General features: G+C 60.6%; 14 protein-coding genes. 7 read left to right on the top strand and 7 right to left on the bottom strand.

Features of this window, described 5'->3' with window-relative positions; translation table 11 throughout:
* Positions 1-105 precede the first annotated feature (105 nt).
* Entirely contained in the window at positions 106-825 is a 720-nt protein-coding gene (locus tag CP557_RS22300) for a hypothetical protein (RefSeq protein ID WP_143825105.1), read from the top strand.
* A gap of 318 nt (positions 826-1,143) precedes the next feature.
* Here the strand turns inward: CP557_RS22300 and CP557_RS19925 are convergent, their stop codons facing one another.
* Complete coding sequence (locus CP557_RS19925) at positions 1,144-1,470, bottom strand: TRAM domain-containing protein (protein ID WP_097381784.1); 327 nt, start codon at positions 1,468-1,470, stop codon at positions 1,144-1,146.
* 1,049 nt (positions 1,471-2,519) lie between these two features.
* Between CP557_RS19925 and CP557_RS22305 the strand changes: the two genes are divergently transcribed.
* On the top strand, positions 2,520-3,074 hold the full coding sequence (locus CP557_RS22305) for a hypothetical protein (protein ID WP_143825106.1): 555 nt from the start codon (positions 2,520-2,522) through the stop codon (positions 3,072-3,074).
* Here the strand turns inward: CP557_RS22305 and CP557_RS19935 are convergent.
* Positions 3,038-3,787 (bottom strand): transposase, encoded by a 750-nt coding sequence (locus tag CP557_RS19935; RefSeq protein ID WP_342746482.1) that lies wholly within the window; start codon positions 3,785-3,787, stop codon positions 3,038-3,040. The genes CP557_RS22305 and CP557_RS19935 overlap by 37 nt on opposite strands.
* A gap of 977 nt (positions 3,788-4,764) precedes the next feature.
* Between CP557_RS19935 and CP557_RS19940 the strand changes: the two genes are divergently transcribed.
* On the top strand, positions 4,765-5,517 hold the full coding sequence (locus tag CP557_RS19940) for an IclR family transcriptional regulator (RefSeq protein WP_097381785.1): 753 nt from the start codon (positions 4,765-4,767) through the stop codon (positions 5,515-5,517).
* A 25-nt stretch (positions 5,518-5,542) separates the two neighbouring features.
* Here the strand turns inward: CP557_RS19940 and CP557_RS19945 are convergent, their stop codons facing one another.
* From CP557_RS19945 to CP557_RS19955, 3 genes are all read right to left on the bottom strand, one after another.
* Positions 5,543-6,526: an LLM class flavin-dependent oxidoreductase gene (locus CP557_RS19945; protein ID WP_097381786.1), complete on the bottom strand. Its 984-nt coding sequence runs from the start codon at positions 6,524-6,526 to the stop codon at positions 5,543-5,545.
* A 95-nt stretch (positions 6,527-6,621) separates the two neighbouring features.
* Entirely contained in the window at positions 6,622-7,410 is a 789-nt protein-coding gene (locus CP557_RS19950) for an enoyl-CoA hydratase/isomerase family protein (protein WP_097381787.1), read from the bottom strand.
* A gap of 48 nt (positions 7,411-7,458) precedes the next feature.
* On the bottom strand, positions 7,459-9,033 hold the full coding sequence (locus tag CP557_RS19955) for an acyl CoA:acetate/3-ketoacid CoA transferase (protein ID WP_097381788.1): 1,575 nt from the start codon (positions 9,031-9,033) through the stop codon (positions 7,459-7,461).
* Between the two features lie 88 nt (positions 9,034-9,121).
* Here CP557_RS19955 and CP557_RS19960 point away from each other — a divergent pair, with 88 nt between their 5' ends.
* The gene (locus CP557_RS19960) at positions 9,122-10,246 is read left to right on the top strand and encodes an acyl-CoA dehydrogenase family protein (protein WP_097381789.1); all 1,125 of its coding nucleotides are present in this window, start codon (positions 9,122-9,124) and stop codon (positions 10,244-10,246) included.
* A 154-nt stretch (positions 10,247-10,400) separates the two neighbouring features.
* Here the strand turns inward: CP557_RS19960 and CP557_RS19965 are convergent, their stop codons facing one another.
* On the bottom strand, positions 10,401-11,255 hold the full coding sequence (locus CP557_RS19965; protein WP_097381790.1) for a 3-hydroxyacyl-CoA dehydrogenase family protein: 855 nt from the start codon (positions 11,253-11,255) through the stop codon (positions 10,401-10,403).
* Between the two features lie 116 nt (positions 11,256-11,371).
* Between CP557_RS19965 and CP557_RS19970 the strand changes: the two genes are divergently transcribed.
* Together CP557_RS19970 and CP557_RS19975 are read left to right on the top strand one after the other, a co-directional pair.
* Positions 11,372-12,538, top strand: a complete 1,167-nt coding sequence (locus tag CP557_RS19970; protein WP_097381791.1) for a thiolase C-terminal domain-containing protein — start codon at positions 11,372-11,374, stop codon at positions 12,536-12,538.
* 55 nt (positions 12,539-12,593) lie between these two features.
* Positions 12,594-12,992: a Zn-ribbon domain-containing OB-fold protein gene (locus CP557_RS19975; RefSeq protein ID WP_097382058.1), complete on the top strand. Its 399-nt coding sequence runs from the start codon at positions 12,594-12,596 to the stop codon at positions 12,990-12,992.
* A 315-nt stretch (positions 12,993-13,307) separates the two neighbouring features.
* Here CP557_RS19975 and CP557_RS19985 read toward each other — a convergent pair whose 3' ends face one another.
* Entirely contained in the window at positions 13,308-14,942 is a 1,635-nt protein-coding gene (locus tag CP557_RS19985; RefSeq protein WP_097381793.1) for an acyl-CoA synthetase, read from the bottom strand.
* A 232-nt stretch (positions 14,943-15,174) separates the two neighbouring features.
* On the opposite strand from CP557_RS19985, the gene CP557_RS19990 reads away from it, so the two are divergent.
* Entirely contained in the window at positions 15,175-16,875 is a 1,701-nt protein-coding gene (locus CP557_RS19990) for an acyl-CoA mutase large subunit family protein (protein WP_097381794.1), read from the top strand.
* Positions 16,876-16,933: the final 58 nt, after the last annotated feature.

Genomic DNA, 16,933 nt, shown 5'->3' on the forward strand with positions numbered 1-16,933 from the left:
GTTCATTTCGCCCCGTTTGGACCGAACTATCCGTTCGCCGTATGTGCGGACCGAACACCGAAGTACCAGAAAACACTTACCATCAATTAGATGATTGTTGTTTAGATGAAAGTGCGATCCATTCTGTCGAGGTCACTCATTATCGCAATTCTCCTTACAGGCACTATCTTCTATTCCGGTGCGCTCACGAAACCGTATAGTGGGGATAGCGAATACTATGCTATTGCACACGAATCGTCAGCGGCATATAACGAATATATCGACCACGCCTCTCATGGAAGTGATGGTGGTATTCCTGTAGAGGATTTTTCTGAGAACCAGCGAAGAGCCTTCGAAGAAGCGAAAAAACAGGAACCAAGCAGCTCTGGGAGACAATCATTAGGGAAGCCACCTGTTTGCTCTCCCACACTACTCCTGTGCGATGAGTATGAGGAGTTTCCACATCCAGCCAATGATGGAAGTCATGATCATGGATATATTGCTGTAGAAGACTCTACCGGAGATCAGTTCATAGTCAAAATAGGCCAGGCAGACCCAATTGGGGGAATAGAGCAGGTGGTTATGTTCATCACAAAGGTGTTCGTCCTCGGCCCATATGCGCTCTTTCTTGCATATCGTGGATGGTCCGACCGCTCACCTGAACCAACGTTCCTCTCAGTAGGATATGGTGCTACCCTCTTAACGATAGTATTCGCGTATCCGTATATCCTGATGTTCACAGAGATCTCTCTCCCGTCATGGCACCTCCCGTTCTTAGCTATAGTAACATGGAGTGTGATACTTGCGGAGGTTTATCGGGATCGGAACAAAATTAATCAAAACTAAGTTACATCTGCGAATAGTAAAGTTGAAGCAATTCCCTGCGTCCGAGGATGGTTTCCTTTTGCACCCAGTGTCAGTTCAGGCGCTAAGTACTCCACCTGCGCTTACCGTTCGCGGGTAGTTATGAGAACTGTTCTATGACACCTTCCGGTAATGGTACTTCAAACGTATCCGCGGCGGCGTCCGAAAGACGCGAGTAAGTGAATTATAGCTCCGCTTTCTCACGGAACCCCGTTCCAGCCAGTCGGCGGAATCGACAGCCGACCGGCGTCCTGTTTCGACTCGGAGGACTGGGCCGGATGATCGACGGCACCCGTATCGCTACGACTCCGTGTCGACGAGTTCCGCTTCCCCGTGCGTGTCGTCGACGGCGGTGACTCGAACCGTAGCCTCGATCGCGACGATATCCGCCTCGAGGAAGAGGACGAATCCGCTCTCGGTTTTGCAGACGAGAGTCCCATCGGCTTTCTCGTCGACGATGTCGACGGTAACTTCGTCACCCGGCTCGGGTTTCCCACCGAGGGATTCCCCACAGCGCCAACAATCCGTATCGTACTCCGCGGACCCCTCTGGAGCGTTGTTCGCCCCGCATCGAGGCACGTCACACTTGATAAACGAGTCGTGTTTTCCCGGATGATAGCGTCCCACGCTGGCATCGACGCTACCGCCTGATAAAAACGTGGCGCTCGTTTGGTGACCCAACAGATGACCGGAGCGGCTGCCCTTCTCGAAAACACACGACAGCTGCCGGACCTTCTCTAATTTCGAATCTCGTTGAACTCGGTACAAATCACCCCATCGACGGTACTCACAATGGTGGTGTTTCGTGAAGCGTGAAAAGTGAGGCGTGCCGATTGTCAGCAGATGCATGACAGCAATCGCATACCTCTGCAGTAGTAGCGCTTGGATCGATTCGGGTTTTGTGGAACGTGAGTAGACACCCCGTCGGCTGATAGATCTCGGTATTCGACTCCACCTCGCTCTCTTATCGATTTTGAATGCTGTTCGGGAATTATACAAGTCCGGTGTCGAACACGGTCGAAAGGCAGTTCGTGATCGGGTTCGCAAGCGTGATCGACAGCCGGCAGTTGATGAGAATCCGAATCACGTCACGCTCGACGGAACCGTGATCCAACTCGACGAGCAGCGCTACTGGCGGTACGTTGTTGTCGATCCGATCACTAACGAATTTCCCCTTTTCCAGCCCGATTCAGCACGTTCGACACCACTTACCGAGATGTTTTTGAGTGAGTTCAAAGAGAAACACGGCGTCTTCGATGTCGTACTTCTCGTCGACTCAACTCCGTGACTCGAAGCTGCACTCCGTCATCTTGGACGCCGATTTCGAGACGAAACACATGGTGATCGGAAGGCTGTCGAATGTATATTCAAAGAGATAAAACGATATTCCTCCCAGTTTGGAAACTATTCGGAAACGCCGATCCAGCAGCCGCTGAAAGATGGTTGCAGAGCGACACATACTGCTGGAACCAGCTCATCTGAACGATGCCCAAGTGGCGAGTCGCAACACTGACAGTTACCATTGAACGATCCGGCTCTGTTAGAATCCTCTTCTGTAGACGTCTAATCTCGTGAGAATACTGCGCACTCTACGTGCGAACTGAACAGAGACGAGCGAGGCAAACGGTTTTGTTTTGGCGGTAAATATTTGTAACTAGTATCACATATGATGCACTATGAATCGTCGTGGGTTCCTTGCTGGCGTCGGTGGTTCCTGTCTCACAGCTATGAGTGGCTGTTTTGCGACTGATGTTGGTAGGACCCCTCAGGTCCTGTCTCTTGCCTCTGTGGACTGCGACCCCGAGCCGTTATCCTTCGAGATCACCCTCCTTGATGAGAAGTTGACGGAGACTGACGTTCCGAAGTTAGATATTACAGTCACAAATTTGGGGAAAAAGCCTGTGGGATGGACGTATGGTGGCGGCTTCGGCGAGTTGCCGTTCCCAGAAAGGGTATATTCGGAGGACGATAACCTTGTAATTGGACTAGAAGAGCATATACAGTCTCAATTACTGGACACATCACGTGGCTGTGCACGCCTGAAGCATTTTTCCGCTGCTAACGGGTTCCAAAAGACCAGTCTCGAACCCGCCGAGACTATTACAAACCGATATGCGATAGTCGGAATTGCTGGAAATTACAAGGGAGTCTGCCCGGAACCGGGCTCGTATCGAATGAAGCACGGTTTTGGGGATTACGGAAAGTGGGGGTTCAAAGTAAAACTGAAATGAGGAATCCGTTCGATTATTGTATGAAATACGGACTGCACCGAACGGCATGTGTTTCCTCTGTACTGCTCATTAGATAATTCGGTCGAGATTGTGGACGATACGGGCGAGGGCGAGTCCACGATGTCCACCAGCGTCGTGAACGGACGAATGCACCGTATTTTCGCTTGGGTCGAGAGTTCACCGTTTCGGTCTGGCTCCGTTACGTGGAGTTCGGCGTTCAACCGAGCATTCCACGCTTTCTGCAGTGAGGAGAACTCACGGTGTTTGAGTGGACGAATCCCGCCCTCTCGGGCCATTGCTCGAATCTGCTGCTCATCGTATCCCTTGTCTCCAAGCAAAACACCGGCTTCAGCTGCAGTGCGGTTGATGAGTGATGGTGCGATTTGCGTATCGCGTTTTCGGGTCGTTGTGACGGAGAGGTCAACGATCACGTCTGCTCTCGTCTCGACGAATGGCGTGGCTTTTAACTGCTGACTCGTCAATTTTGAGCGTTTCGTGTAGTGTTTCGAGGCCCAACTTCGGTCGAAACCCAAGGCGCCGATCCCTGCAACACCGGTAGTCGGGAGCAGTGACACAGAGAGATCGAGCAGCACTCGCCAGACAGCCAGATCGAGCCTATCGAACGCTCTGCACAGCGTTGACGGCGCAGGAAGTTCGGTGAGGTTGATCGCGTTCCGAATGCGGGGCATCTCGACGAGTCCGTCGAGGAGCATTCGATACGCCCCGTTCTTCCGAATTTTGAGATACAGGAGAACGATGTGTCGATCGAGCGTGTAGCGGTGTTTCGAGAATTTCGAGGAGTGCGCACCGATACACAACCCACTCAGCTCCCAACATTGATCAAATTCCGCCGCGTAGCTCTCGCTAGGCAGGTTTGTGGGCGTTGGTTCAAACGCACTCTACGACCCGCTCGCTTCTCGAACTCGCCCAACTAGAACACTGCCGCCCTACGAGAAGTTTTTCAACAAATTACAACAGTGTGGTTGTAAAAGGCACTATTCCTACCTATCTGTCGGACCGGTGGTGGCGTTGAGTGGTACACCGACAAACGTTTGAGGGGATTTCACGTCGATGAGGGATTTCCTGAGTCGAAGACACCATCTCCGCTTCAGAAGACCACCGGAAATGTGACCGGGGATTCGAACAGGCCACCATTGTTTTACATATGTACTTTTGTAATCGCTCTCCGGGACAGCCAGTTAGTAGCTCTCTGGACACTTTCCGACGATTTCGAAAGCCGGAATTTCCGGAATTACTCGTGCTCGAGGGCTACCGAACCTGTATATCGATTTGACCTCCCAATCGAATCCGAAACTCTGTCCGCGCTGGTCGAAAACGTTCTCTGAACGCTCCTGACGATCACGTCGGTTCGATGACGGCGTACGTGATTACTCGATCACCGACCCAGACTAACGAACGTTACGCGATATTGGAAAACGAGGCCAGCAAGATACTGCCCAATGCCGATTCAACTATTTCGAATCAGCTGCCGTTGCTGCTCTTCTGTTAGGGTTGTACACCTCGCTCGTAATTCGCACTGTCCCACGAACCGAAGAGCGAAATCGTCATATTCTGCGGCCAGAAGCGCCGAAGATCGGTCTCAATCGATACCGAGCGCACGAAACTATCTTCGGAGAGTCTTCCGAGATAGTCGAAAGCTTTCTATGGGAATCGGTCGTTGGATACGCCAATGACGAACCAATCGAATCAATCGGTCCGGCGGGCCTTCACACTCGTGGATGAGCTAGCGGAGAACGGCCCGCGGGGGGTTTCAGAGCTGGCGAACGACCTCGACATGCCGGTCAGTACCGTTCACGACTACCTCCAGGCACTCATTACGACGGGGTACGTCACGAAGGACGACACCGACTACAGGACGACGACGCGGTTTCTGGAGGTCGGACACCGACAATGTCACCGGCTGGAGGTGTATAAGGCGGTCAGCGACGAACTCGAGACCGTCGCCGAAGAAACCGGCGAACACGCCACGTTGTTGATCGAAGAGGACGATCAAGCGGTAATCGTCGCTGTTCAGGAGGGTCCGGACGCAATCAATCTGTTCGCGTATCCGGGGGCTCGGATGCCGCTACACGCAACGGCACCGGGAAAGGCAATGCTCGCGCACATGCCGAGGGAGCGCGTCACGGAGATTATCGACCGTCACGGGCTGGTCGAAGTGACGCCTCGGACCGTCACGGATCCAGACGTGCTGTTCGAGCAACTCGAGGAGGTCCACGGCAAGGGGTACGCGATCGATGTTGGAGAGCGTATCGCGGGGATGGTGTGTATCGCGGCACCGATCCGTGACAAGGAAGATCGGATCCGTGGGGCGATATGCGTCTGTGGCCCGCGGAGCCGACTCGACGAGGACCGACGGACCGAGATCGCCGACGTCGCGAAGCGAGCGGCGAACGTGACGCAGGTGAACCTAGACTACGTCTGAGAACCGAGCGACCCCCTTTCGGCTGCTATTCGTTCGCGACCGGAGCGAGCGCTTGCATCGTCCCCTCGGCCAGATCGTCGGCCGCTTGCTCGGGAATCGTCAACAGCGGTCGATCGACCGGGGTCTCGGCGACGAGATCGCGAAGTCGCTGGCGCGCGTCCTCGGGCGTTCCCGCAACGCCGAGTTCGTGGACCATCTCGTCGGTGACGAGATCGGCAGCCGCATCCCGATCACCGTTTCGCCAGGCATCTGCGACGCGCTCGGCGCGGTCAGGGAACGCCGTCGAAATCGCGTTCCGATATCCGTCTGCGCTGCCGGCGTAGTAAGCGACGTGACCGCGAACGGCGTCGTAGGCTTCTGTCCCGTCGTTGCTCACCGCCGCCGGGACGTACGGGGCGATCGTGATCTCGTCGGGATCGCGCTCTGCCTTGCGCGCCGTCTCCTCGATGGTTTCGAACGCGTCCTCAAGACCGGAGAAGGGAATGTTATGCGGCATCCAGCCGTCGCAGAGGCGACCGACGACGCGACGGTTCGCCGGTCCGAGCGCCGCGTGATAGATCGGGACGTCTCGATCAATCGGTGGCACACCGTTGACTGCAATCAGTTCCCCGTCGTAGTCGATGGGTTCGTTGCCCCCCAGAATCTCCTGCATCACCTCGATGGTCTCGTGAGAACGGCGGACGGGGCGTTCGAACGGCATCCCATGGACGTTCTCAACGGCGGTCGGGGTACTCGTACCGACACCGAAAGACGTGCGGCCGTCAGCGACCTGATCGAGCGTCGCCGCGGTCATCGCTAGAACAGCGGGCGTCCGCGAAAAGACGTTCACGATTGCGGTTCCGATCTCGACTCCGTTAGTTCGGGCGGCGATCTCCGAGAGCTTGATCACGGAACTCGTTCCCCAGAGTTCGCCCATCCAGACGGAATCGTACCCCTGCGCTTCGGCGTCGACGGCGAGGTCGGTTGGATCGTGCGACGCAGTCCGTGGCAGTACTAGCCCGAGATGCATGCGTCCCCTTCGATGGTCGGTCTGATAAATCATTCTCTAGTGACGATATGATCTCGGAACACCGGAATCACCCACCCGGTTCGTGGGTGTTGGACCTACCGGCCGACGAAGTCGGGCTCCTCGTCGGCGAGGAATGCCTCGAGTCCGCGTTCGTAGTCCTCCGTCCGGGCCGCTGCGGCGATGGCGTCGGTCTCCGCGGAGAGGTGTGACTCGAGGGAGCGCTCGTAGCTGTCGGTCAGTAGTCGAGTGGTCGTCCCGAGCGCCGTCGTCGGTCCCGACGCGAGTTCGCTCGCGAGTGAGTCGAGGCGGTCGTCGAACTCGTCTGCGGGCGCGACCTCGGTTGCGAGTCCGAGTTCGACAGCCTCCTCGGGGCCGATCGGTTCGTCTTTGAGGACGATTTCCGTCGCGGTTCGCAGGCCGACGAGCCGCGGGAGGAGGAACGTGGCCCCGCCGTCGCCCGTCAGACCGATCCCCGTGTAGGCGAACTTCAGCGTCGCGTCTTCCCCGAGCACGACGAGGTCCGGCAACAGGGCGAGACTGAACCCGATTCCGGCGGCGATGCCATTGATCCCGCCGATCACCGGCGTCTCCGTGCGGTGGAACGCGACGATCGCCTCGTGAGCACGGCCGGCCAGTGTGCGGAGTGTCGCCGCGTCGGACGCGTCACCCGAGAGCTGAGAGAGATCGGCCCCGGCACCGAAGAAGTCGCCCTCGTGGGTCAGAACGATACATCGCACCGACTCGTCGGCTCCGAGTGTCGACGCGACCGAGATCAGTTCGTCGGCCATCTCGAGGGTCAGCGCGTTCCGACCGGCGGTGCTCGCAAGCGTTACCGTCGCGACGCCGTCGTCGCGATCGACGGTAAGGTTCTCGTAATCCGGCATGTCGATCGACGATTCGGCGTGTCGGAAGTTAACTGTTTTCGACCGCGCTTACTCGATCGCGTCGGTCAGATCCATCGGCTCGGCGCGGAACAACCGCGGATCCATCTCAGCGATGTCGTCCGCGACGACCGGGGTGCACTCGAGTCGGTCGAGCACATCCGCCTCGCGGTCGACGCCTGGGGCCACCTCGACGAGGGTGAGCCCGTCTTCGCGGAGTTCAAAGACGGCGCGTTCGGTGACGTAGACGATCGACTGGTCGATCTCGCGTGCGTACTCCCCACTGAACGTGATCTGCTCGACGGCCTCGAGGAACTTCGGCTGGTCGCCTTCGCGTTCGATCGAGAGTTCGCCGTCGCCTGCGCTGATCTCGAGGCCGCCCGTCGTGAGCGTGCCACAGAAGACGACTTGGTTCGCGTTCTGCGTGATGTTGATGAACCCGCCACAGCCGGGCAGTTGAGAGCCAAAGCGACTCACGTTGATGTTGCCGTCGCCGTCGACTTGGGCCATCCCGAGGAAGCCGTAGTCCAGCCCGCCGCCGTCGTAGAAGTCGAACTGCTGGGTCGAACTGACCCGCGCCTCGTGGCCGCTGGCGGTTCCGAAGCTGATCCCGCCGGAGGCTGAGCCCCCGATCGGCCCCGATTCGACGGTCTGAGTGATCTCGTCGGCAATGCCGCCCGCAGTGGCGACCTCGGGGATGCGTTCGGGAACGCCGACGCCGAGGTTGATCACGGAGTCGGCCGACAGCTCCATCGCGGCTCGGCGAGCGATGATTGTACGCTCGTCGAGATCGTCGACCGAGTCGTTGTCGCTATCGCCAGCGCCCCCGGCTGGCGGGCGGATCTCGCCGCTGTAGGCGGGGTTGTACGGCTCAGCGTAGGTCTGTGGGTGATGGGAGGCAGGCGCTTCGACGACCGCGTCGACGAGCACGCCCGGGATAACCACGTCCGTCGGGTCGAGCGTACCCGTCTCGGTGATGCGTTCGACCTGGACCAGAACGGTCCCGTCGGAGTTGTGTGCCGCCTGGGCCATCGCCAGCACGTTCGACTCGAGAGCTTCCCGCTCCATCGTCACGTTGCCGTTCTCGTCGGCGGTCGTCCCGCGGAGGATCGCGACGTCGATCGGCACCGACTCGTAGAAGAGGTACTCCTCGCCGTCGACCGTAACGAGGTCGACGAGATCCTCGTTCGTAACGTCGTTTGCCTTCCCGCCGTCCTGTCGCGGATCGACGAACGTGCCGAGACCGACGTGGGTGAACGTGCCGGGTTTCCCTGCCGCGGTGTCGCGGAGGAGGTGATCCATTGCGCCGAACGGGAAGTTGTACGCTTCGACCTCGTTCTCGACGATCCGTTCCATCAGGTCCGGTGTGAATCCCCAGTGGCTGGCGATGGTGCGCTCGATCATCCCGTCCTGGACCAGGTGGGAAATACCCCGCCCCTGGCGGTCCCCCTCGGCCGCAGGGTGGTAGAGCGTGAGGTCGCCGGGCGAGCCGGTCTCGGCGTAGCGTTCGCCCAGTCCCTCGAGCAGGTACTCCGGAATACCGACCGCGACGAACCCGCCGACGCCGATGGTGTCCCCGTCCTCGATCCGTCCGATGGCTGCGTCTCTGGGCTGCAAGACTGTCATACGTCCGTGTCTGGGGACGACGCCCATTTCTACCTATCTATTGCGGACGGATCGCACGCTTTAGTACCCCGCTCGCGAATGTGCCCGTATGGAGCTGACTAGTGAACAGGAGCTCATTCGAGACACGATCCGCGACTTCGTCGAGAACGAAGTCGGCGAGAACGTCCGCGAACTCGACGAGGAACAGACGTTCCCGGAAGACGTCTGGGACGGACTCGCGGAGTTGGACTTCACAGGGATGACCGTCCCGGAGGAGTACGGCGGGCTCGACGTCGACGAGGTGACCTACAGTCTCATCAACGAGGAACTGGCCTACGGCCACCTCGCGGTCGCGACGGCGCTGTCGGTTCACTGTCTCGCGACCTCGTGTATCCGACAATTCGGCTCCGAGGCCCACAAGGAACGGTGGCTACCGGAGATGGTCGACGGCCGCCCCGTCGGCGCGTTCGCCCTCTCGGAACCCGACGCGGGATCGAACCCGGCCCAGATGAGCACTGAGGCCCGAAAGGACGGCGACGAGTACGTCATCAATGGGAAGAAACAGTGGATCACCAACGGCGAACGCGCCGGGGTCGTCGTCCTCTTCGCCAAGACCGACGCCGACGATCCCGATACCGTCACGCAGTTCCTCGTCCCCAAAGACGTCGACGGGCTCGAGGTCGGAAAGAAGGAGGACAAACTCGGGCTCCGCGCGAGCGATACGACGACGCTCATTTTCGACGACGTCCGTATTCCGGCCGAGAACCGCCTGACAGAGGTCGGTGCCGGGCTCAAAGCCGCCTTCTCGATCCTGACCGGCGGGCGAATCGCGATCGCGAGCCAGGCCGTCGGCGTCGCCCAGGCGGCGCTCGACGCGGCCGTCGCGTACGCCAACGAGCGCGAACAGTTCGGCCAGCCGATCGTCGAACACCAGGCGATCGGCCAGAAGCTCGCGGACATGCAGACGAACGTTCAGGCGGCCCGGCTGCTCACCCGCGACGCGGCCCGCAAGAACGAGGACGGCGTCGATCCGATGTCGGCGGCCATGGCGAAATACTTCGCCAGCGAGACGGCCGTCGACGTCGCCAACGAGGCCGTCCAGGTCCACGGCGGCTACGGCTACACCAAGGACTTCGACGTCGAGCGCTACTACCGGGACGCCAAGATCACGACGATTTACGAGGGAACCTCCGAGATTCAGAAGAAAATCATCGCGCGCCACCTCACGGATTAATCCGACTGACCTCCACCCTCTTCCGACACCGGGAGTCGCTCCCCTCGAGTACCGACGGTCTCGGACAAACCAGTTCGCGCCGCCTCGAACCGCCTGCGTCAGGGAATCCGGACCGCAGGAAGCGAGGCCGGTGCGACGATCGGCCGCTGGCCGTCTAGTCGTACTCGTAGAACCCTTCGCCCGTCTTCTTCCCGAGGTCGCCGGCTTCGACCTTGCGCTTGAGCAGATAGGCCGGTTTGTAGCGATCGCCGAGTTCCTCGTGCAGCGTCTCGGTGGCGTGCAGACAGACGTCGAGTCCGATGTGGTCGGCGAGCGTCAGCGGCCCCATCGGAACGTTCGTCCCGAGTTCCATTCCGGCGTCGATGTCCGCCTTGGTAGCGACACCCTCGTCGTAGGCGCGGATCCCCTCGTTGATCCACGGCATCAGGATGCGGTTGGTGACGAATCCCGGCTTGTCGTCGGACTCCCAGGTCGTTTTCTCGAGGTCGTCGGCGATCTCGTGTGCCAGAGCGACGATCTCGTCAGTCGTTTTCTCACCGACGACGACCTCGACGCCCTCCATCACCGGAACGGGGTTCATGAAGTGGAGGCCAACCACGCGCTCGGGGCGCTCGAGGTCGGACGCGATCGACGTGATCGACAGCGTGCTCGTGTTCGTCGCGAGCACCGCGTCCTCGTCGCAAACGTCCTCGAGGTCCGCGAAGATATCCCGCTTGACCGTGAGGTCCTCGAGCGCCGCTTCGACGACGAGGTCGCAATCCGCGAGATCGTCGAGTGATGTCGTTCCCTCGATTCGGCCGCGAATCGTTTCGGGGTCGTCCTCGAGTGCGTCCCGGCTCTCGAGGCGGCCGAGACTATCGTCAATGGTTTCGAAGCCGTCCTCGACGAACTCGGTCTCGATGTCGCGAATCACGACATCGTAGCCGTGGGTGGCGGCGACCTGTGCGATACCACTGCCCATCGTCCCGGCGCCAACGACGCCGATTCGATCGATTGTTTCGACAGCCATCGTGAAATGGTGGTCCAACGGCGATTATAAGTGTGCCGACTCCACGACTGGCGTCACCGGCCGAACGGGGACGATACACATATCACGCCGGCCCCGAAAGATCGGCATGGTAGCAGATGTCGAAAGCCTTCATCGCCGGATCAGAGACGACTGCGTTCGGATCGTTTCCCGATCGAACCGGGCGAGACCTGTTCGCCGAGGCCGGCCGCGCCGCCCTCGACGACGCCGGGCTCCCGCCCGATGCCGTCGACGAGGTCTACTACGGCAACTTCGTCGGAACGCTGGCGGAGAACCAGGGCCACCAGGGCCCGCTCGCCGCGGAGGCGCTCGGCACGACTGCCCCGTCACGGCGGATCGAGAGCGCCTGCGCCTCGAGCGGACTGGCCGTGCGAGACGCCGTTCGGGCCGTTCGCAGCGGCGAGGCGGACCTCGTCGTCGCCGGCGGAATGGAACGGATGAGCAACATGGGCACTGCCGGCGCGACCGACGGGTTGTCCCGTGCCGCCGACGACCTCTTCGAGATTCGGGCCGGTGTCACCTTCCCCGCGGCCTACGCGCTGCTGGCGCGGGCGTACTTCGAGACGTTCGGCGGCGACCGCGAGGATCTCGCGGCGATCGCCGTCAAGAACCACGACAACGCCCTCGGCAACGATCACGCGCACCTCCAGGAGTCGATCGTGGTCGACGACGTGCTCGAGGCACAAGAGATCGCGGCCCCGCTCGGACTGTACGACGCCTGTCCGATCAGCGACGGCGCGGCCGCGGTCGTGCTGGCGTCGCCGTCGTACGCCGCCGACCACGGACTCGACGCGGCCGTCGCTATCACCGGGTCCGGACACGGCGGCGACACGATGGCGCTGCAGGACCGTGACTCCCTGGCGAAGACGCCGGCGACCCGCGAAGCGGCGGAGATGGCGTACGACGAGGCGGGGATCGACCCGGACGACATCGACCTGGCCGAGGTCCACGACTGCTTCACGATCGCCGAGGTTCTCGCGCTCGAGGCGCTCGGTCTGTACGGCGACGGTGAGGCGATCGATGCGGCCGCAAACGGCGAGACACGACGGGACGGTTCGCTTCCGGTCAACCTCTCGGGCGGCCTGAAGGCCAAGGGCCACCCGGTCGGAGCGACCGGCGCGGCCCAGATCGCGGCCGTCAGTTCGCTGCTCGAGGGAACGCATCCTCGTTCGGACGCGCTCGAGGACGCGACCGTCGGCCTCGCACACAATGCGGGCGGCACTGTCGCCAGTGCGACCGTCCACGTACTGGAGGTGGTTGCGTGAGCGAACGCAGTGGCGCGATCGCAACTACGCCGGCGCGTTCGCTGGAGGTGGTCGCATGACCGACGCTAGCGACGGCGAGTACGACGTGTTCCTCGACTCGCTCGCGGACGGTCGCGGCTACTACTACGCGTGCTCGAACGGTCACGGGACGGTGCCGCCGCGGCGGGTCTGCCCCCACTGTGGCGACCGCGACCTCGAACGGATTCCATTGCCGGAGACGGGCGAAATTCGCACGTACTCGACCGTCAACGTGCCGACGCCGGCGTTCGACGATGACGCGCCGTACGTCACCGCTATCGCGTCGTTCGGCCCCGTCAGGCTAACCGGGATCGTCCGCGGGTCCGATCCGACCGACGTCGAGATCGGCACTCCCGTCGCGGCGACCGTCGAACCGCGAGAGACGACCGACGAGCGAACGATCACGTTCAGACCCGACGATGGCACGCATAACTGAAATTACCGCCGACTGGGGCGATACCGACGCGGACGGGTTCACCGACAGAAGAAACGGGCCGAGTGCCTCGGGGTCGGACGGAACCCCTTCGCTCTCCCGTGATAACGAGCGAGCTTTGCTCTCTCGAACCACTCGACGAGCGAGCGGATCGTCTGTGCCTGGCGAAACGAGTCGGGATCGAGCGTGACGACCGGGACGAAATCGAGACGTCGATCGAGTGTCCGACCGGCGACGGGAACATCGCCCTTGGGGGTGCGATTTCGGGACTGATAGAAGGAGTGAAGCGAGCAAAACGGCACACGGTCGACCAGCCGTTCAACTGTATTTTTGCTGTTCCTGCTCGCGGAGTTCGACGCGGCGGATCTTGCCGCTCGAGGTCTTGGGGAGTTCGTCGACGAACTCGATTCGTCGGGGGTACTTGTACGGGGCCGTCTCCGCTTTCATGTACTCCTGCAGTTCGTCTTTCAGCCCCTCGCTTCCCTCGTAGCCGTCGTCGAGGATGACGTAGGTCTTGACGACGCTGCCGCGTTCCTCGTGTGGGCTATCGACTGCGGCGGCCTCTGCGACCGCGTCGTGGCTCACGAGCGCGTCCTCGACCTCGAACGGACCGATTCGGTAGCCCGAGGAGATGATGACATCGTCGGCCCGCCCCTCGAAGAAGACGTAGCCGTCCTCGTCACGTGAGGCGAGGTCGCCGGTGCGATAGTAGTCGCCCGAGAGTTTCTCCTCGTCGAGTTCGGGCTTCCCGTAGTACCCATCGAAGATCGCAGGTGAGTCGACGGGGACCGCAATCTCACCGATCTCGCCCGTTTCGACCTCTTCGTCGGCATTCATCTCGATGATCGTGGCGCCGACACCGGGCGTCGGCTTGCCCATGCTGCCGGGCTTGACGTCGATCCCGGGGTAGTTAGTCACGAGCGCGACCGTTTCGGTCTGCCCATAGCCGTCGCGCGGGGTGACGCCCCAGGCTTCCTCGATGCGCTCCATCGGCTCCCGATTGAGGGGTTCACCGGCCGAGAGCGTATCGTCGAGTTGGACGTCGTAGGACTCGAGATCGGCGTTGGCGAACATCCGATACTGGGTGGGCACGGCACAGAGCTTGGTGACGCCTTCCGCCTCGAGGATCTCGAGGAACGTCTCCACCTCGAACTCGCCATCGTAGATCAGTTGCGTCGCGCCGGTGGTCAGGCCGACGCCGACGGGGCTCCAGAACCATTTCGCCCAGCCGGTGCCGGTCGTCGCCCAGAGCAGTTCCTCCTCGAGGTCGGTGTCCTCGTCGATACCCCACCAGTACGGCGCATTGACCCGATTGAAACAGTACTGCCAGCGGTGTTTATGGAGAACGGGCTTTGGCTGGCCGGTCGTCCCACTGGTGTAGTTGATCGACATCGGATCGTCGGCACCGAGGTCGGGTCCCTCGTAGTCGGTCGACTGGCCGTCGACGACCGATTCGTAGGTCGTCCAGCGATCGTCGACGAGATCGTCGTCATTGCCGTCGAGGACGATCACGCGCTCGAGGGGAGTGTCGTCCAGAACGGGTTCGACCATGTCGGTGAGGCTCTCGTGGACGACGATCGTGGTCGCCTCGCAGTCGTTGGCGCGAAACTCGATGTCCTTTGAGCGCAGCATCGAGGAACACGGAACCAGCAACCCGCCGGTCGACAGCGCCCCGAGCTGGATGGCGAACGTCTCAGGGTGGCGCGGGAGCAGGTGCATGACCCGGTCGCCCTCACCGACGCCGAGTTCCTCGAGACCGTTGGCGAAACGATTCTTGTCGTCGCGTACGTCAGCGTAGGTCCGTTCGGTCCGATAGCCCTCCTCGTTCATGAAGTGGACGGCGACCCGATCGCCGAACTCCACAGCGTGCGACTCGACGGTCGACATAACCGTGTACGATTCCGGAATATCCCATTCGAACGCCTCGACTGTGGCATCGTATTCCACACTCATGTGTGGATAATCATACGATCTTCGTATTAATGTTTTGTTGTCCGTGCCGATTTACACGGAAAGCCGACCAGTGGACCAAGATAGATTCGAGAATCCGTCCTGTGTCACGTAGTGGGTAGTCTATCGAACGGTCCGGCTGCCAGTGTCCAAACGAGCGTGCGCGAGCACACGAACGTGTGTTTCGACTGATCAATAACAAGATTTTAGACACCGACCGATGATAATCGCAGTAATGTTCGACTCGAACGAGTTGGACGACATTCGCCAGCAACGAGAACGATGGGAAACAAACACTCTCGAGCCCGCACTCGAGGCCCATGGAGAGCGAAACGAACGCTTCGCGACGGTTTCAAATCACGAGGTAGACCGATTATACACCCCTGAAGACATCGACGACGTAGACTTCGACGAGGACCTCGGTTTCCCCGGTGAGCCGCCGTATACGCGTGGGCCGTATCCGACGATGTACCGCGGCCGGACGTGGACGATGCGGCAATTCGCCGGATTCGGTACTGCCGAGGAGACCAACGAGCGTTTCCACTACCTGATCGAGGAGGGCCAAACCGGGCTCTCGACGGCGTTCGACATGCCATCGTTGATGGGGCTCGACTCGGACGCGCCGATGAGTCAGGGAGAGGTCGGGAAAGAGGGTGTCGCCGTCGACACGCTACGGGACATGGAAATCCTCTTCGACGGGATCGACATCAGCGAGGTCTCCACGTCCTTTACCATCAACCCCTCCGCAGCAGTCATCTACGCGATGTACATCGCGCTGGCCGACCAGCAGGACGTTCCGCGCGAAGAGATCCGGGGAACTCTCCAGAACGATATGCTCAAGGAGTTCATCGCCCAGCGCGAGTGGGTCGTCTCCCCGGAGCCGTCGCTCGATGTCGTCACCGACACGATCGAGTTCGCAGTCGAGGAAACGCCGAAGTTTCATCCCGTTTCCATCTCCGGCTATCACATTCGGGAGGCCGGCTCGACGGCCGTCCAAGAGGCCGCGTTCACGCTCGCGGACGGATTCGCCTACGTCGAGGACTGCCTCGATCGCGGCCTTGACGTTGACGAGTTCGGTCCACTGCTTTCCTTTTTCTTCAACTGTCACAACTCCATCTTCGAGGAAATCGCGAAGTTCCGCGCGTCCCGCCGGATTTACGCTCGCGTGATGGAAGACTGGTACGATGCCGAGAACCCCGAGTCGAAGCGGATGAAGTTCCACACGCAGACGGCGGGTCAGTCGCTAACGGCCCAACAGCCGCTGAACAACATTTCTCGCGTGACGATCCAGGCACTGGCGGCCATCTTCGGCGGCACGCAGTCGCTGCACACCAACAGCTTCGACGAGGCGCTCGCGCTGCCGAGCGAGAAGGCCGTCCGCGTCGCCCTGCGAACCCAGCAGATCATCGCCGAGGAGTCCGGCGCGGCAGATATTGTCGACCCGATGGGTGGCAGCTTCGCCATCGAGGCGCTGACGAATGAACTCGAGGAAGAGATCATGACCTACATCGAGGAGATCAGGGAGATGGGCGACGGCTCGGTTCGTGATGGTGTCCTCGAAGGCATCGATCAGGGGTACTTCCACCGTGAGATCGGTGAAGCGAGCTACGAGTACCAGCAGCGGGTCGAACGCGGCGAGGAGGTCGTCGTTGGCGTCAACGAGTACACCATCGAGGAAGACACCTCGCCGGACATCCTCGAGGTCGACGAGACGACTCGCGACCGCCAACTCACGCGACTCGAGGAGGTCAAGGCCGAGCGCGACGACGAAGAAGTCGACGCGACGCTCGAGGCGCTGTCGGACGCGGTCGAGAACGACGAGAACGTCATGCCGTCCATCATCGACGCGGTGAAGGCCTATGCGTCGATGGGGGAGATCATGCAGGTGTTCGAGGACCACTACGGCGCCTACCAGGAGAACATCACGCCGGTCTAAGGATCGATACGCTCGCTGTGGTGTGCAGGTGTGATGTACACGCAGAGGATGGTCCCTT

This window comes from Natrinema ejinorense, assembly GCF_002494345.1.
Lineage (GTDB): Archaea > Halobacteriota > Halobacteria > Halobacteriales > Natrialbaceae > Natrinema > Natrinema longum.

Coding starts and splice junctions, on each gene's coding strand:
- CP557_RS22300 (WP_143825105.1), top strand. CDS start 106: ATGAAAGTGCGATCCATTCTGTCGAGGTCACTCATTATCGCAATTCTC.
- CP557_RS22305 (WP_143825106.1), top strand. CDS start 2,520: ATGAATCGTCGTGGGTTCCTTGCTGGCGTCGGTGGTTCCTGTCTCACA.
- CP557_RS19935 (WP_342746482.1), bottom strand. CDS start 3,787: ATGCTCCTCGACGGACTCGTCGAGATGCCCCGCATTCGGAACGCGATC.
- CP557_RS19940 (WP_097381785.1), top strand. CDS start 4,765: ATGACGAACCAATCGAATCAATCGGTCCGGCGGGCCTTCACACTCGTG.
- CP557_RS19945 (WP_097381786.1), bottom strand. CDS start 6,526: ATGCATCTCGGGCTAGTACTGCCACGGACTGCGTCGCACGATCCAACC.
- CP557_RS19950 (WP_097381787.1), bottom strand. CDS start 7,410: ATGCCGGATTACGAGAACCTTACCGTCGATCGCGACGACGGCGTCGCG.
- CP557_RS19955 (WP_097381788.1), bottom strand. CDS start 9,033: ATGACAGTCTTGCAGCCCAGAGACGCAGCCATCGGACGGATCGAGGAC.
- CP557_RS19960 (WP_097381789.1), top strand. CDS start 9,122: ATGGAGCTGACTAGTGAACAGGAGCTCATTCGAGACACGATCCGCGAC.
- CP557_RS19965 (WP_097381790.1), bottom strand. CDS start 11,255: ATGGCTGTCGAAACAATCGATCGAATCGGCGTCGTTGGCGCCGGGACG.
- CP557_RS19970 (WP_097381791.1), top strand. CDS start 11,372: ATGTCGAAAGCCTTCATCGCCGGATCAGAGACGACTGCGTTCGGATCG.
- CP557_RS19975 (WP_097382058.1), top strand. CDS start 12,594: ATGACCGACGCTAGCGACGGCGAGTACGACGTGTTCCTCGACTCGCTC.
- CP557_RS19985 (WP_097381793.1), bottom strand. CDS start 14,942: ATGAGTGTGGAATACGATGCCACAGTCGAGGCGTTCGAATGGGATATT.
- CP557_RS19990 (WP_097381794.1), top strand. CDS start 15,175: ATGTTCGACTCGAACGAGTTGGACGACATTCGCCAGCAACGAGAACGA.